An 18,975-nucleotide genomic window follows, 5' to 3' on the forward strand; every position below is an offset into this window, starting at 1 on the left:
AAAAATGTGGAATATCAACAGCATCGGAGATAGCGGGTTCCTTGCAGAGATCCTGAACAGCATTGCGATGATTGTGGGGACGGGTGAGTTTTATGCTGTCGCCCAAATTGGCCTTTTGCTTGGAGCGCTACTCGTGAGTTTCCAGGCAATTGGTGGTGGTGCAAGGGTGATAGAGTGGCAAAAAATATTTCTGGGCTGGGTGGTCTTCTCGCTGCTCTTTGGTCCATCTACCACCGTCACAATCACGGATTCGTACAAAGGTGAAGTGCGGCCGGTGGCAAATGTTCCAATTGGTGTCGCCGCAGTCGGTTCCACGATCTCCGAAATCGGTTACCAACTCACCGTCCTTTTCGAGCAAGGATTCTCTGCACCAGCGATGACTGGGCATGGCTATGGCCACGCCATGGAAGTCCTAAAAAAAATCCGGGTTACGACCGGCGAACCTTCCATGCTCGGACCAGCCAATAAACTTAACGGCGGCAACTCAGATTTTGTTCGGTCGTGGACGAATTACGTTAGTTACTGCACCACTATTGGTCTTGGGTCGGAAACAGTCAGCGTGAGAGACATCTACGACTCACGCGATATCGTGAACGCGCTGAAGTTTGACTCAAGAGTCTGGACTGTGGACCTCTGGATTGATGCGAGCAGTCCAAAAACATATGACTGCACTGATGCCCATGTGGTCTTGGCAGCGGCAACTAGGGACTTCACGCAGAAGTATATGCGAATGGTTCTCCCAGGCATTCTCAACGTGTTGGAGCATGACGTGCCTGGGACTATTGGGAACGCGCTTCTTGCGATTGGTATTGACGCTATTTCGGCCGAGCAGTACGTCACGCTTTCCGTCCTCCAGCCTATTTTTGAGAATGGAGCGGTAATGCGCTCGGAGGAGGATCGGGCTTTCACCTACGCAAAGTTCATAGAGGACGCAAAGAACCAGCGGGCAGTATCGTGGATGGGCGAAGCATCAATGTTCAGAAGTATTGTGCGGCCCATGTTGACATTTCTCGAAGGTTTTACATATGCCGTGACACCGATAATGGGCTTCTTGGTCGTGATTGGGCCTTTTGGCATCACAGTTGCCGGAAAATACCTTCTCACATTGCTCTGGATCCAACTTTGGATGCCGGTGCTGGCAATCGTCAATTTGTATATGCACATGAGTTTGGCGGGGAGGATGGCGGCACTCGACGGTGCTGGTTACTACATTGACTCGATGAGTGGCCTTCTCGTCGCTGACGGCGCGCTTCAGAAGTGGATCTCAACTGGGGAGATGCTGGCGTCATCGGTCCCAGCGTTGACGCTTATGCTTGTTTATGGTGGGTCAGTCGCTGCGACGCATCTCGCCGGCCGCCTCCAGGGGGGTGACTTCCTCAAAGAGGATAAGGTGGCTCGCGACACGTTCAATGCCGCGCCCAAATACCAGGTGGCACCGTCCTATACTGTTGATCCGAGTCGCGTCACGATGGCCAGCGGGGCTGACCAGATGTTGACGTCCTTCAACGTCGGCTCGCTGGCGCAGAGTGCGGAGTCGTCGACCAAGAGTGTCGCCGACGCTAAGACGCAAACATTCGCCAGGAACCTTGCATCGACAGTCGGCACCCAAGCTGTCGAGCAATATCAGCATGGGCACAGCGAATTGTTCAAGTCGGGATCCGCATTTCAGGGTAGCAAGAGCTACGAATTGGTCTCGAGCAGCATGAGGGGTGTGACTGATAAGTATGCTCGGGGGGATGAGTCCAGAACCCAACTCATTAATGCCGCCGCATTTGAGTATGGCGTCACCGGTGAATTCAGTCCGAAAATATTGAAGGCCCTGGGGAAGGCATTTGGTGGCGGGGTAGGCGCTGCTGGTGGTGCCAAGGCAACTGACCAAATGAGCGGGACAGCTGGTCAGTCAGCTGCTGCGCAGATCGAAGCGGCGATCAAACTCCAATACGGCCGTAATGATAAGCTCAGCGGTGCGCTGACTGAAACTGCATTGCGCGAGGCTGCTGATACGACTCAGAACGGCTTCACCCACAGCCTTTCGGAAGGCCACCAGAAGACGCTGAGCGAAAGTGCCCAACAGGCTCTAAGCGCCCAGGAAGCGTACCAGAAGGCAGACAGCCTTGCTCGGTCCTTCGGAACCAGCCAGACGCTCTCCGCGGGCCAAGCAGTCAATTCGATTAATCAGCAACATGGTGGAAGAGAGCGGCTTGAAGCCGAATTGGAGCGTCGGAACCTGACAGGCGCACGTGACGCACTGGTCCGTATGGACGAGCGGACGGGGGGAGCAATCACAAAGGCCTTTGGCAACAGAGAAGACGCTATCACTTACGCGGGCCTAATGACCTTGAACAATCAGAACAAGATGCCCGGAGGCTCCGCAAGTTCCACCGCCGAAGCGGCCGACAGGAAAGCCGCGCTGCTTGGGTTGCTCTCGGGCGCAACAAATCACAATAGCGGTCCCATGGGTGATCCATCCCGTAACGCGCATCTTGAAGGAACCGCTGCAGGAATACCGGAGCCGCGGGCGGAAGTTGAACGGGTGGTTGGGAGTAAGCCCGTCCCTGCCTTTGGTCAGGTGAAGGACCGGGTCGGGCAAAAGACGCCCGAGCAGATTGATCAGGAAGGTGCCTCTGGAGGAAGGCCGCAGCCGCGAACGGAACCTCAAGGTACCGATGGCGCCAACCCCAGCCCCGTTATTAGCCAGACTAACAGCGGTGGCGCCCCCGGTATGCCTACGAGGGCTGACCTCGAAAAGCGATATAACCAAACCCAGGATCGGCATAAAAAAGAAGCGAACGAGCGTGAGCTTAATAAAGGTGTCGATGGTGTCTATGAAAGGACCAAGGAGCGGGTGCACGATAATTTGGCGCCTGCAATTGAACGCTTTAACAAGTCCCTGGTTAGAGACGTATACTCAATAACCCAGCACGATCCTGGTCGAATGACCGGCTTCGACGTGGAACCCAGATCGACGCAGGCTCCGCCAGCCAACAGCACACCTGCGGCACCGAGCAGCGCTCCTCCCTTGATGCAAGGGAACGGGCACCCTCCAACAGACGACGCCAAGGCGGCTCCTGTGCCGACACAGGCTTTGCCGTCCACTAGCGCACCTGCGGCACCGAGCAGCGCTCCTCCTTTGATGCAAGGGGGCGGGTACCTCCCAACAGATGACGTTGAGGCGGCTGCCCCGCCAAAGCAACCGTCGACTGGAGCCGGTGGAAGTAGGCCACCAGGAGCTTTGGCTCAAGGGCGTGGAAAATAACCGGCGTTGGTCGTCGGGTTTCTGACTAGTGCTAATCACAGTGCCCGGCGTCGAACACCGACGGCCGGGCGCTTCTAATCTCCGCGTACAACAATTCGCGACGGTTTACGTTGGAAGGCGGGTCGAAATCCGACGTAGACGGAGCCGAAGCATCGATATTTTGTGTAGGAGCTATTGCATTTAGGGGGAGAGCAGGTACGATTGTCGTATGGTGACGGTGTGAGTTCGTCGCTGTACAGATTGGACAATGGCTATGTTGGATTTCCTCTCCGGCCTCCGGCCCCTCGAACTCCTCCTCCTGGGTCATTTCTCGCTTCTGTTCCTCGGCTTTGGCGTCAGTGCGTTGAAGTTGCTTTCGCGCCGCTCCTCGTCGCACGGTCGTCCATTTGCAGTGGCTGCGGAGGAGAGACCTCGGCGAACTGAGTTGCCGTACATAAACGTGGCCTCCGCTTTGCCGACGGAGAACTATGGCTGTCAGGTCAACGGCATCAATCTCAGCCGCAGCCTTCTCGACTAATCCGCCTTTAGCTGTCCCAGCCGACCACGCCCGGATCCTTAGGAGCCGGGCATTTCTTTTTGGTGAGTGGTATGAGGATGGGCCGCCGACACGATGATCAAGGCGCTGAAGTCGTGCGCTTGACCTCACAGTGGATCGTCGGCTTACGCAATGCCCGGCCGGCCTCGTCGCTTCAAACCGGCCGAGTGCTCGGCAGGCGCGATAGGTGATCTGGGCAGTCCCCCACGCATCTCGCCTTCCGACGTGGACAACCGCGGACGATGGTCCTATCTCGGTTGGGGCCAAACGTCCGTAGCCGGCCAGCTGGCAAAGGCGTTGGGGATGATCGGAGTGACTGCCAGGAGCATGCCAGAGCACCTGTACAGCACTTGCGTCATGAGCCCTGCCTGTGACGTGTGAGGCCGTGCACCGCCAGAGTACCGCTAGTGACCTTCGCCATGCCTCTCAAGTGAAAGATGGAAATCGTGCGGCTGGGATGAAGCGTGACCTCACCATCATCACTAGGACAGCAGTCGTGGCCGGTACGGTGCTTCGACCAGGGCTAGGTGACTCCCCCCATGACCGCTATGCGCGGAAATGCCCTCGATGAAGTTAACGACATATTAAGCAACGCGGAAGCGGATCGCCCAAGAGTATTGCCGTTAACCATCCTCGCGTGAGGACCTATCAATAGAAGTTCGAGAAGCTGCGGTTACTGGGCGCTCATCCATGTCGATAGTTTGCCGAATGCGCCATCAGCAACACGGAAGCCGTGGCCCATTTTGACGCAGGCGATTTGGCATGCCTGCTCAATGTCGTGATCCGACACAGGAAATTGCCTCGAAATTCGATTTATTACTTGAATGCCTTCAAAAGTTGCGTGATAACGCAATCGTTCGAGGTATCACGCGCATCTAAAAGGCGTAGGCACACGATGTTGCCGGTTGAACATCACGATTTGGCGCCAGGGAAGCCGGCGTCGTCGCAGAGAAAGCGGCGCCTGATGGGCGCCGGCTTAGCTATCGCCGCGGTCATGATGGCCGCAGTGAGCTCACCGGCTGCCGCTTTCAGTCTTTCTGGCACTGCCTGGGAAGCTGCAGCAGCAGAGGAGGGGATTGATCCCTACCTGCTGTTCTCTGTGGCGCTGGTTGAAAGCGCCAAGCATGAGAACCGCTTCGCCCGTCCCTGGCCTTGGGCGCTCAACGGCCCAAAGGGCAATTTCTATGGTGACGATCGTCGCGAAGCCGAGCGTCACCTTCGGAGCCTACCGTCAGCCGAGCTGAAACGTACAGCCATCGGCATGATGCAGGTTTATGTCGGCGCCCACGGAAAGCGCGTTACGGACCCAGCCGACCTTCTGGACCCGAAGCTCAATTTGCGTATGGGAGCGACCATCCTGCGCGAGAGCATTGCATCAAAGCCTGGTGACCTTGCGCTTGGCATCGGACGATACAACGCATGGCAGAACGAATCCGCGGCGCGAGCCTACGGACAGCGTGTGCTCGCCGTTCATCAGCGCCTCAAACAACTGACCGGAAGCGGCCTTTCCGTGTCCTCGCTCTGGAACGATTGAACCATGACCAACAAGTTTGCTGAGGACTTTCGTGATCTGAACCGGCACATGCTGCTTCTGCTCCAGCGTGTTGCGCGAGAAGACCTGGGTGAGGCGACTGCCCGTTTTGGCGTCACGCGCGCCTTTGCGGAAGACATTCGAGACGTGAGCATCAGCAAACTTCAGGAAATGGCGTCGGGATCGCTGTTCCTTTTTCAGCCGCGTTCAATGATGCCCGACGTTCTTGAAAATGGTGCGGCGCCGGCAAAGCACATCGCGCTCCTGCGCTCCGTTTCCGTGCGTCAAGCTTGAGGGCCGCCGCTCATGAACCGCTTATCTCAACATGCTCAAATGGCCCTGGCGATCAAGCTGATGGTGTTTGGCGTCCGGACGTCGATCGTCCAGCTTCACACGGGCATCTCCGCACCGATTCTGCGAGCTCTTTACCGTGAGATCAACAACGGCGAAGCTCCCGTATCAGGCCAGATGTCCGAGTCAGACGGTGTGGTTGGCACCCGCCACGACGTGATCGAAGCCAGCCTGTTCTTGAACCTGTACGTCCACGTCGGCACCGAAACGGTCTTTCGGACAATCAACATCGACGCTCTGATCCGTGCCTATAGTCTGTTTCTAGAGTTTCGTGCTGAGGCGGGATTGGCCTCCGCCCCGAAGATCGGACCCACAGAGGCGTGGATCCTGGTCCGTGATCTCCGCATCCGCGATCTCTCGCTGCGCTCGTGTGAGTGCGGCTGCACCTACGCTGTGGTTCATAAGCATCGCCTGCTACCTCGGTGTCCGGCGTGCGGGACCGACAATGAGCCGGCCATACATACCTCGGAAAGCGCAACCCGGATCGGGCGGTCGACCGCCAGTGTCTCGTCTGCGCGCGTTTGCTTTTCCGACGAAGCCGACAGGTCCTCGAAACCCCTCAACGTTAGGTCGGTCTCCACAAGCGCCAACCCATCCTGATAGTCCACCGGAGCGGACAGGGGGGCACATGGGCTACGGGAACTCGGGCAGGAACTGTAACGATCAACAATGGTCGACGCTCCCGTCTTGTGCCACACGCCCGCAGATTTAAACCCCGTTTCCAGAACTGCCAGCCTGTGGCTGCTATCCCTTTATCCGGGCGCTGATCGCGGCGTGTGGGATGACGACAGCAACTGGGTCTTCGAGGCGACCGATCGACTGCGCCTGGACGGCCATGATGCCGATCTGCGCGGCGCCGATATTGCCCCGCTTTACCGATCGGACCTGCGCCTCATCGGGACCAAGGCAACTCGCGTAGATGATTGCCGCCTGTCATCCTGTTTCGCGCCGTTCATGAAGGCTAACCGGTGGATTTGCCTCGGCCAAAGGCGTTGGCAGCAGGACGGCGGCGACTGGATGCGCTTCACCACGGCCGAGCATTGGCAGGAGGGCGCGTAGGATGCCGTCCACGCCCCCGGCACTCTCGCCTGGCTCGCGGGGCGCTTTCGGCAGCCATCCACCGATCTAGGGTGCGATACCATGGTCGGCAGCCTGGCGCACGGTGCTTCCGATTGAACACTCGTGACGGCCGCGGTCCAAGGCTGTTGGATTGAACGTCACCCTGTAGTTCGCGACCGCTCGACGACAGAGGGAGGAGTGCCATGCCATTGCCGCGGGCAGAGAAGGACCGTCGACGCGAGCAGGTCAAGGCGCGCCGACGGGAGACCTTCGACCGAATCCTCGCCGCTCTGGAAGTCCTGCAGGCCGCCGGCGTGCCGGGTCGCCTTGTATGGCCCATAGACGACGACCGACCTATCCAGCTGCTTGTGAATGCTCAGGACATGCCGGCTCGTGCCCTTGCCGCCAGAGTGGCCCGGCGGTCCTTGGGCGATGCACATCATACGATAGCCTACACCGGAGATCTCGGCACTGAAGCGCTTGAGGCAATGATGGCGACCTCCCTACCACTGGAGGCCCTGTACCGCCATTTGGGCTGATGGCATGGGCGTAACCTTCTGCGGCGCTCAGGAGCGTTTTAAAACGCCAGTTGTTGCTAGCGATGCTTCCTGCTGCCCATTGTTGCAGTCGTCAACCTGACCGCCGATCAGCAGGAAGGCGAGCGGCCGATCGCGCGGTTCGTTAAGGGCGTGGATTTTGGTGGTTGATCCGTCATGGGGACGTCCGATGGCCTGGGCTCGCTCCCCCCCTTTGCCGCTACTCGCCGAACGATGTGCACGCACGGCCGTGGAACCGATCATCACCTGGGCGGGTGGGCCACCGGCCGCCAAGGCATGCAGGGCGTCCTCCCGCATGCCATGGCCGCCCAACAGACGGAGCGGTTGTAGAGCGTCTTGCGGGGCCCCTTTACCGGTGGAACACCCGCCCAGCGCCCAACCGACTTCAGCACACGGAGGAGTCCGCTGATCACACCACGATCATCCATGCGTGGCTTGCCGAGGGTATCACGCGGAAGGTGCGGCTCAAGCCGCCCAAGCTGCTCCACCGTCACCCAGAACTGACCGTCGCTCAGCTCAAAGCCCTCTTCTAGGGCGTTGAACCACAACGCTCCCATCCAGAAGAGGCCCTTTATGGGTCGAGATCCTATGCTGGGAGGACACCCGACGAGGCATGAACTTCTCCTTAGGCGTCCTGAGCGCTCTCACCGCTGGCCGCTGGACGAAACAGCCTGCCCGGCGCCGGTGCGAAACCGCGTCGTAATTCAATGGCTGCAGTAATTGACCCCGCTTCCTCTCATCAGGCGCTTTCCAAGCTCTTCAGAGCCTTGCGCCTCAGGCGTCCCAGCTTCGGGTCTGGTGTCGCTGTCGATACCGCGATCGGCATCGGGGCGGCAGGAACCGCCGCACCCACTAGGCCCGCGTTGATCTCGCGTCTGCGATAAAGCCCCTGCATTGCAAGACCACGGATAAACTCAGCGCGGTCTCTGGACGGCAGACGCTCTAGCTCCTCGCTTAGCTCGGCGCAGGCGCGTGTGATGACCAGGACGACTCTCATTGGACAGCTGCGCTCCAGAAGCCGCGGACGTTCGCCAGGACCGGATCTTGGGGCAGCACGACCCGGCTCTTGGGGAAGAGGTCGCGGGCCGCCGCTTCATAGGCCAGGGCACCGCCGCCGACGATCAGCACGATGTCTACCGCGCGATCGTTGGCGCGGAGCTGCTGCTTCATTTCCTTCAGGGCCTCGACTGCAACACGCTGTGCCGCTTTATCCATGTACTGCGCCAGCTCGACCGGGGTGCCGAACACCGGGACCGAGGTCTTGCCCTGACGTACCGCCTGCTCCAGCCGATCCATGCCGGCGCTGCCTCCATGGTCCTCCTGGATGAGGCCGTTTGCCGTCTCGATCAGAACCGACATCGCCCGCTTGGAGGTGCCGCTGCTGGCCTTGCGGATCTCGCCCTCCTCGATGGCGATCCAATCCACCGAGAAGAAGCCGGGATCGATCACCATGATCCGTGACTCTTCAAGCTCCGCGGCGTCCTCGACCGTGTTCAGCAGGTCCAGGTAAGCGCCGAAGGGCTGAGGAACGACCAGCGTGTTCTTCACTGTGATCGTCCGGCCGGCGGTGACCTGATGCTCGCCGGTCAGGCGGTCTGAAAGGCGTGCCCGGAGATCCTTGTCGAGAAACTGGGAGACCGGCAGGCCGGTAATAAGCTGGTCCACCGTGTCGTGCTCGCCCATGAGGAGGGCAGCGTGGAACAGTGCGCGGTAGGCATCGGAGGCGGGGTAGTCGGCGTGCAACTCGCGAACCGAGGTCTCAAGCCGAGCCTGATCCACACCTGCAGCCCACTTTTCACCGTTGACGTTCACGACAAGAGCGTCGGTGTCACCGTCTGCCTTTCCCATCCGCAATGGGAGGTCTGACAGGCGGCCAGCGCCGGCGGGCAACACCCGTGTGACGGCAGGCTTGGCCAGTACGTTGTCCGACACCTTTCCGAAGGCGAGTTTGAGGTTCGAATACCCAATGTCGAGCCCGATGGCGAACATGGCGGCACATTCCCGGAAGTTGCTCTGGCGGTTCACTGCAGGAACCTATGAGCCATGCTAGCAACTTCGAAGCGCTCGGCGCGCCGCCGAAAGACGACGGAAATCGACGTCTTTCTCGGGTGCTGGGTGCAAGGAGTCTCTGGCGGTGCTCTGGCGGTACACTGGCGGCAGCCGAGGGTAAAGCTGCCGCTATCATTCCTCCCGGCCGGCTGTTTGGCGGTGGCAATCGGAGGAGCACGCGGCGCTGAAGGGCAGGGCGGAGTGTTCCAAAGTCACGCGAAGCGATGCAAGTACAGAAGTCCATTGGCATTGGAGTGGCATCGGTGCCAATCGTCATTGGCACCGATGCCGTAGAAATTGGAGAATCTAGCGAGAAGGCAGGCGAACCTGCAGGTTGAGCAGATGTTGCCATTGGCACCGGTACCCATACCGGTGCCAATCATTATTGGCACTGCTCCACCCGCAATGGTGAGAAATAGGGTCAATGGACTTTGCATTGGCACCGGCACCTACGTTGGTGCCAACCATCATTGGCACTGACTCCCTACCATTTAAGGTTTGATGGAGTGACCTCGCCCATTGGCACCGGTACCCACACCGGTGCCAATTTCTATTGGCACTGATCCGTCTTGCAATGGTCAGAAGCTGGGGCAATAATCACTCCATTGGCACCGGTACCCATGCCGGTGCCAATCAATATTGGCACTGATGCCCCACCAGTTTGCGTCTAGTAGGGCGATTTCGCCCATTGGCACGGGGGGGTGAGGCGGTGCCAATGGTTAGATATTGGCACCGACCCCCTGAGGAAAAATGACCCTTGAAGATGAGATCAAAGCACTGCGGGAGCGGACCGGAGCGAACTTTGCGGACCTATTGAGGGCTCTCTTGCAGTCCGAGGGAGATGTGGTGGAAGCCGAAGCTCGGGCATTAGCCACGCGCTTCTACATGGAATGTGAGCGTGTCCGCGCGGTAGAGCCGCCATCCCAACACAATCGTTACTTGGCACGCGTGGAGCGCCGCGCAGTGGCGGCCACGATCCGGTGGGTGAAAGTCACGTTCTTCGGAGGAAAGACGAACCGCCGACGGCTGGACGAGAACGTGCCGCGGGGCAAGGCAGCGCAATACCCGATGGCTTCTTTTCCTGATGCGCCGGTTTGGGAAAAGGCCCTCATCAGTGGACTGGAACAGGATTTCGGCCCTCTGCGATCACGCGGCAGCATGCTGGCGAAGTTGGCCCTACTCGGAGCGAACTACCATCGGGTTGAGGACGAAGCGCGACAGCGGCGGGCTGCATGGGAGGCCGCACTCCCGGAGCTCTGAGCGGCGCGAGGCAAGGACTTGCGTTTCCGGAAAAATCTGTAGGCTGAAGACAGAGGGTGAGCGGACGGCCGCGCGCCCCCTGGACAGGCAACGCACACCTTAGGAGGCAGGCATGCTGGACGCAGAGTTGGAGCTTTATGGCGATCTGTTCGTCGCGTGCCGCTTCCACGAGGTGGGCCTGACCTTCGAAGAGTTCCTTCGGCACCCGATGAAGGCGATTTCGTCGTTGGAGAATGGCCCTGCGGTGCAGCGGTGGGGACGACTGCGGGCGGTGTCCGCGACAAAGCTGGCCAAGAGTGCCTGCGGCGGTCCTCCTCCTGCCCTCACCAATGAGGCGCGCCGTCAGGCCGGCATCGCTGAACACGAACGCTTCGACGCCGAGGTTCGCCGCTTCCTCACAGCAGGCTAACGCCCCCTGGATAGGCCCCCCCTGGAAAGGACAGCCGCTATGGAACGTCTTGAGATTGGCAAGATACGAAACCGGGTGCGGGAGCGTGAGGAAGCGGACCGCCTTCTCTGGCTCCGCCGTGAGAACATGCCGGCGGAGTTAGCCCGTGGTCGTCTGGTCCTGTCGGAGGAGGAGGTCCGCACCAACCTGCCAGTGCCCCTCCTCGGACGACCCGATCAGGTGTTCCTGTCGGACGCGGGACTTTTGGTGCCTGTGGACACGAAGACGCGGCGGCTGCCACGGGTGTTCCTCTCGGACATTGTGCAGCTGTCGGTCTACGGGACCATCCTGAACTTCACGACAGACCCAAGGTTCGTCGGCCGGGATGTGGCCGCTCACGGTTACGTCCGGATGCCGACGCTCTATGGCGTCGCCTGGGCGCGTGTGGCACTGTTGAAGCCGGCAGCGGTAGTCGAGCTCTGGGCTGATCACTGGCGCCGCACTGAGGCCCAAGCGACGCAGGCGGCATGATGCCGAAAGGCGGGGAGGGGCCAAACACGGCCCTTGGCTTCAGTCGATGGGTGCTGGGGTAGGAGGAGTGTGTGATAGGCTTGTTCGACCACTCCCCACGTATTCGACGCGTGGTTCAGAAAACAATGCTGGTTATCGGTGTGCTTGGCCTTTGCGGCTTCGGCCTGCGGATCGCGCAGCAGTCAGGCGTCGTTACGGTCTCTCTGGACACCGATCAGAAGATCGCAGACTGCGCGCTATTAGGGCTGGCCTTCGACGCGGGACAGGTGACCGCTATCGAGTTTGTGACAGCCGGCTGCTCTCAGGCACGGTTGAGGGAGCTGCTGGTGCGTCGCGTTCAAGGCAACCAACGGACGGCACTGCACGGCCCCTCCTGAGTGAGCGCTGCGGCGCACATCTTGTTCGGTCGGTCGCACCGGCAACCGTTCTCGCAGATATCTCCTTGTCCGGTCTGAGTGGCTTGTGCTTAATGACCTTGGCTGCTTTGGCGCCTAAGGATTTGCAAGGATTTTACCCGGCTGTAACGATTCCCCGCTCGCCGATTTCAGGCTCCGGGTGTATGGTTGCGGCCAGACGCTCATATTTGCGAATTCTAGACTAGGCAGCAACCATGGGCAGCGCGCGGGCGCATCGGGGCAACCTATTGTGACTAAAGACGACGACATGCTCAAGGAGTTCCGGAAAGCGACCGGCGGTGATGCCTCTGAGGGCGTCAAGGAGATACTCGACCTGGTGAAGATGGACTGGCCAGGAGCGGCGAAGGCGATGGAGCGATTGGGAAAGTTTCTGGGCGACACCGTGACAGTCCCGGGCCCCGAGGGTCAGAAGCCGCTGGCCTTTGCCGTCTACGAAAAGGCGCTGGCCGCCTATCAGGAGGCGATGGGTCAGGAAGACCCGGTCCGGTTGGCCGCCCTCATTGAGACGCTGCTGACCGAGGCGGCCGACGGGCTCACGAAGGTGGAGATCGTCGACGCCGTGGGCCGGGTCTGGAACCCGGCTGACGGCAAATCGGTGTCCGAGTGGAACAAGGACCACAACAAGATCGAGGTGCGCGAGGGCTCACAGCCGATGTCGAAGGAGGACCTGTACGACATCCTGATGACCGTGACGACCGATGGCACGACGCGCCAGATCATCGCCGAAGCCAAGACCTACTACCCCGAGGGCACAGTGCCGAATCCGTTCCCAAAACCGACGACCTCGCTGCACTGAGTGCAGCTCACCAGGATGCCATCCTTGGCCGGAGCCTTTAGGTTTCCGGCCTTTTCTGTGCCTGGACGTTGGTTCGTGCCAGCGCGCAGCTTGCGGGTCCGTTGAGGTAATTGAGTCACCCACGCGCCGCGGAGCCAGGACCTTGATCAGGGGCTAATGAGCAGCCCACCCAGCCGCGGCCCATCGGGCCCTCATCGACCGGTGCTCGCTTGCACGGTATTGTGGGGAGGCGCGGTGGAGGGGACCGTGTTTGTCTACGTGGTAGGGCACTCGGCGGCCGGGCCTGCTAAGGTCGGCCACAGCGTCGATCCAGCGATCCGGTGCGCCGACCTACAGACGGGAAATCCCGAGAGATTGGCGGTGCTGTTCCAGGTGGAGTGCGGAGAGAGGCGGCTGTCCATGTGGCCCTATCAGACCATGCGACGGACCTGACCCGGTTCACGGAGTGGTTCCGCGTCTCCGCCGCAGAGGCCGAACGTGTGATCCTAGAGCAATGGGAGGAGGTGAAAGCCGATCCGCCCGACATGGTCGACGAGGTTGACCTCCGCACGGCGCCGGCCCCAGGCTGCGATCGGAGCCCTCCCAGCGCCATTCCCTTCTACGAGTGGCTCCTCTGGCGACTGTCCTACCGGGACTTGGCCGACGATCTCCTGTCTAATCGTGGTCGCCCCCAGCGCGGGCGTTCCTACCGGGTGCTCCGTGATCGTATGGCGGCGGCTGGTGCCCCCTGCAAGCGATCCTCATGCTGCGTCACGCCTGGATGGAACACGTCGCCTCCAGGAGGCTCACTGGCGAGGAAGTGGCGCACATCCCCCCTGGGAGTGTCGGGCTGCGGGTGGTGAACGAGCGCGGGGTTGGGCCTCTGCTTCGTCATGCTGCGGAGGGTGAGTTCGCCGGCGCCGTGCTCACGCGGGCACGCTGGGAGACAGCTGGGGAGCTCCAGGCGGCTCGCGATGTGCGGGACCGCGGTCTTGCCGCGTGGCTTCCTTCGGTGATTGCGTGACCGTGCTCTTGGCAGTCGGTGGCGGCACCTGCATCGTGTCCGGCGTCCATCTTGAACGCTGGCGCTGGCTCCATTAGAGTGAGTGCACTTCTGATGCCCCGTGCATCACAGTGGGCCGTCTGCATGACGCGGCGGCTCGTCGAGCGGCGAGGTTCGCCTGGTCGCTCGATCCGGCGCTGAGCTGGCAGGACAAGCTTTGGTCCTGGCCCATCTGGGCGAAGCAGCCTTGGTCTTCGGGCCTCGTTGTGGTTTCGGGCTTGGTCCCTGCCACACCAAACCGCAGGGTTCGGCCCTGCGGATACGTCCTGCCCGGCGGACTGCAGCCGAGCGCGACACCCTCATCTTGCTCAGACCAAACCCGCTGGGGAAGGCCTCCTTCCCCTCAGGGGTGGTGTGTCTTCTGCCAGCGTTTTCACGACAGGAGTTCACATCATGGCTGATCCCAAGACCTACACCGCCGAGTGCAGCGCCTCGAGCGAGTACTCAACCATTCCTGCGGTGGTTGTTTTCAGCATCGACGAAGCCAAGGCCCGCGAGATCATCAGGTTGGCCGGCTTGGTCAAGGAGCACGATCTGCTCCGCGTGAAGAAGTTCGATTACGATGCCGTTTGGCTCAACACCGAACCCGCGCCGTCTGACGAGGACGCCGAGGACTGCGATGAAGAGCCCAGCGAGATCGACGACGACGACGTCTCCACCGAGTGCGACTGCCTCAATGTGTCGGAAGACAGTTTCTGGTTCAGCTGCATCCTGAAGCACACGGACACGGAAGTCTGTGGTGCCCATCAGTCGGTCCGGGAACTGGCAGAGCACTTCGGCCTGGAGTTCGGGCCGCGATCTCAGCCCAGCCGGGTTGAGGACCTTTGGCAAAACCATACGATGGTGGCCGGCTTCGTCAACAGGTACTGCTGTGGGCCAACCCCGGCAGGCATCGTGTTGACCGCCAGCAAAGCGCTGATCATCGCCTCCGAGGACCGCCGGACGTTCTACCGGGTGTCCGAGGTAAACGGCGGCGTTTGCGCCACCAAGACCTTTGACCTGATCAACCTCGCCGATCCCGAAGCGGAGAGCGACTTGGTCGGGACTTACAGCGGGGACAATGCGGCCATTCTTGCGTTCTCGGCCGTCTGCCGACTGCAAGGCTGGACTGCAGTTCTCTGATCTCAACCACCCTACCTGGGGAGGCATGCCTCCCCGCAGTGGATGTGTGCCTCCCCAGTAGCTTATAAGGAGGCAATCCATGACGAACCTCGTTCTTGTCGCCAGCAGCGATGTGCAAGTCGGCGATTTCGTCGACCTCGAAGGGGACCCCTATGCGGATCCTCGCCACAACCACCCGGCCTTCGACTGCCTCTACATGGAGGTGGTGGAGGTCGAGCGTGAAACGGATACCTGCGTCGCCATTGGCTTCGAAGGGTTCGACATTGTCGGGTTCCCGCCCGATCATGTGCTGAAGGTGCTCCGGCCGGCGACTTCCGCCAGCAGCAATAACCCTACCCCATAACGCTGGGGCGGAGCTGCTGGCAAAGGCCGTGTCCGTGGTCAAGCAGAACACCCACGTTTACAGATGATCCATCTGACATCGAACAACACCAACCTAAACCCATGAAGAGCGCCCCCGTAAGGGGGCGTGTCTTCTCCGTCCCTGTCTGACGATGGTGGGAGGGGCGCCACCGGCCGCCCTAACCGCCGGCGTCGCGTTCGGACGACACACCCGCACTTCGTCGCTCGTGACCGGAGCACCAGAGAAAAGCGACGAATTTCATCGTCTTTTGGAGGCGCGCCCGAAAAGCCGCCCAAGCTATGGTCTCTCCAACCTGCGCCGGACCTTGGTTCTTGGACTGCGCACATCCTGGAGAAATGGCATGAACGGTATCCCCGGACTTGAGGCCCAGCTCGAAGAGAATACGTCCCAGCGTACCCCTTGCATCCTCGTCCTGGATGCCTCCTCCTCTATGGACGGCAAACGCATTCAATCGCTGAACGACGGACTGATGGCGTTTGAGGAAGCCTTGAAGGCGGACCCGGTGGCACGGAATCGTGTTGCCGTCAGCATCGTCTGCATCGGCCGCGACAACCTGGCCCAGGTGATGACGCCCTGGACCGACGCCATGCACTTCCATGCCCCAACCATTTACGCGAACGGTTCGACCCCGCTCGGAGCTGGCGCCCGCCTGGCGCTCTCCGAGTTGGAGAGTTACAAAGCCAGTCTCCGGAACATGGGCATTCCGTACACCCGCCCGTGGGTGCTGATCGTGTCGGATGGCGAACCGACTGATGCGGATTGGGAGGATGCTGCGGAGGAGATGCGAACGGCGGCGGTCGACAAGAAAGCCATCGTGTTCCCTCTAGCCGTCGAGGGCGCCAGCACGGAGAAGCTCGCTGCCTTCAACGCGCCAGGAAAAGGGGTGCTGCGGCTGCACGGGCTCGCCTTCCGCGAACTGTTCGTCTGGCTTTCGGCGAGCGTCAGCAGTGCGAGCCAAGCCGCTGCGGGCACCAAGATGCAGATCGAGGCTCCCCGCATGATCACCATCGAGACCTGACCGGAATGACCAGCGCTGCACGAGCCCATCGCGTCTCCGGAGCGGATATAGCGCCTTGGCGCGTTGTTGGTGCCTCCGTGGTCGGGCCGTCGCATGTCCGCGCCGAACTCCCGAACCAAGACGCCTACGCTTTCGACGTCGTGGATGGCGCGCTAATCGTTGTGGTCTGCGATGGTGCTGGCAGCGCGGCCTCAGCCGAAGTGGGGGCTGGTCTCATGGTGCGAGCCCTGCTGGATAACCTGCGCGCGGTGAGCAGTACCGCCAGCGTGCCGCTGGTAGTCTCGGCGACCGCTGCCGTGCGCGACGCGCGGCAGTGCCTGGAGGAAGCAGCGGTTCGGGCTGGTCTCCCCCTTTCGGACTATCACACAACAGTCGTTGCGGCCGTCCTGCTCCCTCAGGGCGATGGATTCGTGCTCCATATCGGAGATGGTGCAGCAGTTGCCAGTGTCAGCCTCGCTGAGGACGGCGCGGCGAGCTGGGAGGGCGCGTCCGTATCGGCGCCGGAAAACGGTGAATACGCAAACGAGACGTTCTTCGTTACCCAGAGCTGCTGGGCAGACCATCTGCGCATAACCCCGCTGAGGGGCGTGACCAGCATCCTGCTCATGACCGACGGTGCGGCCGGCTTCGCCCTTCACGCAGACGGAAGCCCGAAAGCTGGCTTCTGTGAAGCGGTGGATCGGCACCTTCGCCGCGTCAACCATGCTGACGGAGCAAAGGCGCTGGCGGCGTCCCTGGCCTCGGAAAAGGCGACGCACAACCCGGACGACAAGACGCTGGTCTGGGCACGGAGGTACTGATGCAGCTGTTTCTCCACGACGGATCAGGCGCTCAGCGAAAGCCGATCACGGTGGAGTCGGGCCAGATTGGCGCCGGCGGCGCCGGAAGCGTCCGCCGCGTCGTCGGCGATGACCGTCATGTGGTCAAGCTCTACCACAAACCCGACGACGGTCTCGCTGGCAAAGTCGCGGCAATGCTCGCGGCGCCACCGCAGCAGGCCGTCGTCCAGCACAACGGCACCGATGTGGTGGAACTGGCGTGGCCCAACGCTCTGGTCAGGGACGGCTCCGGGCGGTTCCTTGGCTACCGCATGCGCCGCGTCGACCTGTCGAGCGCAACAACACTCGAAGAAATCCTCACTCGCGCAGCACGCAGCCAGGCCGGCCATCGCGACGACCTTGGCTTCCGCCTTTTCGTGGCGCGCAACCTTGCATCAGTTGCTGCCGACGTGCATGCCGCCGGCCACAGCATCATCGATCTGAAGCCGCCCAACGTGCTGGTATACCGAGATAGCGGGTTCATCGGCTTGATCGACTGCGACGGGTTCTCGATCCGCAGCCGTGCCGATGTCTACCCCGCTGAGATGTTCACCATCGAATATCTCGCGCCGGAAGGACACTCATCGACTCCCGGACGGCTCGGTATAGAACAGGACGCCTTCGCTTTCGCGGTCATCGCGTTCCAGCTCCTGAACGAGGGCATCCACCCGTTCCAGGGCAGGCCGGGCCCCGCAGCGCGTGAGAGCGATCCAACCGACATTGCTGGAGCCATCGTCGCAGGGATCTACCCGTATCGGAACGACCGTCCCGAGCCAAGGAAGGTGCCCACCGTCCAGAGCATACACCGAGGGTTTCCGCCGGCGCTTCAAGCGGCCTTCGACCGAGCCTTCACCAAGCGGCCAGCCGACCGGCCCAACATGGTCGAATGGCGAGATTTGCTCGATGCGCTCACCGGCCAGGTGAAGACGTGCTCCACGAACCCAGAGCATCAATTCATCGGCGACAGCTGCGCTTATTGCGCGCGGGAACAGGAACGCGCTGCGGAGAAGTCACGGCAACGCGCTGCGCCTCCTCCGCCGCTTACCAAGCCGTCGACGCCGCGGCGCGCCCAACCTGCTGCCCAGCCTCAACCGGCATCTGTCTTCGGGGCGCCGCGTGGCGGGAATGCTCGGACGCGTTCGTGGACGAATACCGGACCATTCGTCGTGGTGCACAACACGGCATCGCCAGCTGCAGGGGGACCCCGCGCCTCACTGATCCCAGGAGCCATTGCCGCCGGTGTGCTTGTCATTCTTGGGCTTGGTTATTTTCTGGTTTCTGGGTCGGATTCCTCCCCCTCAAGCGACACTCATGTTCGGCGCACCCGGCAGGTCATGACGGCGGCCGGCGGCGCTACCGTCCGTTCACTCGACGGTAGCGAGGAGTTGGCCAAGCTGGCCGGCGGCAAGCTTGTCCCGCTCGCCGACGGACAGTTCTGCGGCCTTCCTGCGGACAAGCCGGTGGGCATCCGTCTCTCCGATGGGCGTGTGGGTCTGGTTTCGCTTACCTCCCTGTCCTCACGTGACCATCAACGGCTGACCGATTATTGCCTCGATCGTCCGGGCGGTACGCCGGGCACGCCGACAAACGTGCAATCCGTCGATGCTCCCACGAATGGCGATGCTCCGACCAAACCTGCACAGAGCCGACGCCGCGGATTGCAGGTTATGGTCGTGCTCGGAGGATCTCCGGTCTTTGAAGCGGATCGTCAGACCGTGATTGCGCGCCTTCCAGGGGATACCCTGGTGGACTTGGCCGGTAACAAGGCCTGCGGCTACGGCTGGGCCGCCAAGGTGCGGCTGGCTGACGGGCGGGAAGGCTATCTCCCCTATGACGCAATGTCCTCCAGAGACAGATCACGCCTACCGGCCTGCTCCTGACG

General features: G+C 61.2%; 17 protein-coding genes and 1 pseudogene. 16 read left to right on the forward strand and 2 right to left on the reverse strand.

The window, feature by feature from the left end:
* The first annotated feature begins 4 nt into the window (after positions 1-4).
* From ABNQ38_RS08565 to ABNQ38_RS08590, 6 genes are all read left to right on the forward strand, one after another.
* On the forward strand, positions 5-3,256 hold the full coding sequence (locus ABNQ38_RS08565) for a conjugal transfer protein TraG N-terminal domain-containing protein (protein ID WP_377806704.1): 3,252 nt from the start codon (positions 5-7) through the stop codon (positions 3,254-3,256).
* A gap of 253 nt (positions 3,257-3,509) precedes the next feature.
* Positions 3,510-3,773, forward strand: coding sequence for a hypothetical protein (locus ABNQ38_RS08570; protein ID WP_377806705.1), 264 nt, complete (start codon positions 3,510-3,512; stop codon positions 3,771-3,773).
* Between the two features lie 751 nt (positions 3,774-4,524).
* On the forward strand, positions 4,525-5,325 hold the full coding sequence (locus ABNQ38_RS08575; RefSeq protein ID WP_377806706.1) for a transglycosylase SLT domain-containing protein: 801 nt from the start codon (positions 4,525-4,527) through the stop codon (positions 5,323-5,325).
* Positions 5,326-5,328: 3 nt separating this feature from the next.
* Positions 5,329-5,616, forward strand: a complete 288-nt coding sequence (locus ABNQ38_RS08580) for a flagellar transcriptional regulator FlhD (protein ID WP_377806707.1) — start codon at positions 5,329-5,331, stop codon at positions 5,614-5,616.
* Between the two features lie 39 nt (positions 5,617-5,655).
* On the forward strand, positions 5,656-6,273 hold the full coding sequence (locus ABNQ38_RS08585; RefSeq protein WP_377806709.1) for a FlhC family transcriptional regulator: 618 nt from the start codon (positions 5,656-5,658) through the stop codon (positions 6,271-6,273).
* Between the two features lie 69 nt (positions 6,274-6,342).
* Positions 6,343-6,732, forward strand: coding sequence for a hypothetical protein (locus ABNQ38_RS08590; protein WP_377806710.1), 390 nt, complete (start codon positions 6,343-6,345; stop codon positions 6,730-6,732).
* A 614-nt stretch (positions 6,733-7,346) separates the two neighbouring features.
* On the opposite strand, the pseudogene ABNQ38_RS08595 reads toward ABNQ38_RS08590, so the two are convergent.
* Together ABNQ38_RS08595 and ABNQ38_RS08600 are read right to left on the reverse strand one after the other, a co-directional pair.
* Positions 7,347-7,804: pseudogene (locus ABNQ38_RS08595) on the reverse strand (transposase); the annotation flags it as partial.
* Positions 7,805-8,282: 478 nt separating this feature from the next.
* On the reverse strand, positions 8,283-9,278 hold the full coding sequence (locus ABNQ38_RS08600; protein ID WP_377806711.1) for a plasmid stability protein StbA: 996 nt from the start codon (positions 9,276-9,278) through the stop codon (positions 8,283-8,285).
* 810 nt (positions 9,279-10,088) lie between these two features.
* On the opposite strand from ABNQ38_RS08600, the gene mobI reads away from it, so the two are divergent.
* The 10 genes from mobI (at position 10,089) to ABNQ38_RS08650 (ending at position 18,973) form a co-directional block, all read left to right on the forward strand.
* Positions 10,089-10,598 carry a conjugative transfer protein MobI(A/C) gene (gene mobI / locus ABNQ38_RS08605; RefSeq protein ID WP_377806712.1) on the forward strand — a complete coding sequence of 170 codons (510 nt, stop codon included), beginning with the start codon at positions 10,089-10,091 and terminating at the stop codon, positions 10,596-10,598.
* Between the two features lie 112 nt (positions 10,599-10,710).
* Positions 10,711-11,007 carry a hypothetical protein gene (locus tag ABNQ38_RS08610; protein WP_377806713.1) on the forward strand — a complete coding sequence of 99 codons (297 nt, stop codon included), beginning with the start codon at positions 10,711-10,713 and terminating at the stop codon, positions 11,005-11,007.
* 39 nt (positions 11,008-11,046) lie between these two features.
* Positions 11,047-11,517, forward strand: a complete 471-nt coding sequence (locus ABNQ38_RS08615; RefSeq protein WP_377806714.1) for a hypothetical protein — start codon at positions 11,047-11,049, stop codon at positions 11,515-11,517.
* Positions 11,518-11,597: 80 nt separating this feature from the next.
* Positions 11,598-11,894 carry a hypothetical protein gene (locus ABNQ38_RS08620; protein WP_377806715.1) on the forward strand — a complete coding sequence of 99 codons (297 nt, stop codon included), beginning with the start codon at positions 11,598-11,600 and terminating at the stop codon, positions 11,892-11,894.
* 286 nt (positions 11,895-12,180) lie between these two features.
* Positions 12,181-12,729 (forward strand): hypothetical protein, encoded by a 549-nt coding sequence (locus tag ABNQ38_RS08625; protein ID WP_377806716.1) that lies wholly within the window; start codon positions 12,181-12,183, stop codon positions 12,727-12,729.
* A gap of 1,435 nt (positions 12,730-14,164) precedes the next feature.
* Positions 14,165-14,893: a hypothetical protein gene (locus ABNQ38_RS08630; RefSeq protein WP_377806717.1), complete on the forward strand. Its 729-nt coding sequence runs from the start codon at positions 14,165-14,167 to the stop codon at positions 14,891-14,893.
* Positions 14,894-14,972: 79 nt separating this feature from the next.
* The gene (locus tag ABNQ38_RS08635) at positions 14,973-15,236 is read left to right on the forward strand and encodes a hypothetical protein (RefSeq protein ID WP_377806718.1); all 264 of its coding nucleotides are present in this window, start codon (positions 14,973-14,975) and stop codon (positions 15,234-15,236) included.
* Between the two features lie 361 nt (positions 15,237-15,597).
* A complete protein-coding gene (locus ABNQ38_RS08640) occupies positions 15,598-16,275 on the forward strand; it encodes a VWA domain-containing protein (protein ID WP_377806719.1) in 678 nt (225 codons plus the stop codon).
* 5 nt (positions 16,276-16,280) lie between these two features.
* Positions 16,281-17,075 carry a PP2C family serine/threonine-protein phosphatase gene (locus ABNQ38_RS08645; protein ID WP_377806720.1) on the forward strand — a complete coding sequence of 265 codons (795 nt, stop codon included), beginning with the start codon at positions 16,281-16,283 and terminating at the stop codon, positions 17,073-17,075.
* Entirely contained in the window at positions 17,075-18,973 is a 1,899-nt protein-coding gene (locus ABNQ38_RS08650) for a hypothetical protein (protein WP_377806721.1), read from the forward strand. Before ABNQ38_RS08645 ends, ABNQ38_RS08650 begins: the two co-directional genes overlap by 1 nt.
* Positions 18,974-18,975 lie beyond the last annotated feature (2 nt).

The organism is Azospirillum sp. A29 (assembly GCF_042604625.1).
Lineage (GTDB): Bacteria > Pseudomonadota > Alphaproteobacteria > Azospirillales > Azospirillaceae > Azospirillum > Azospirillum palustre.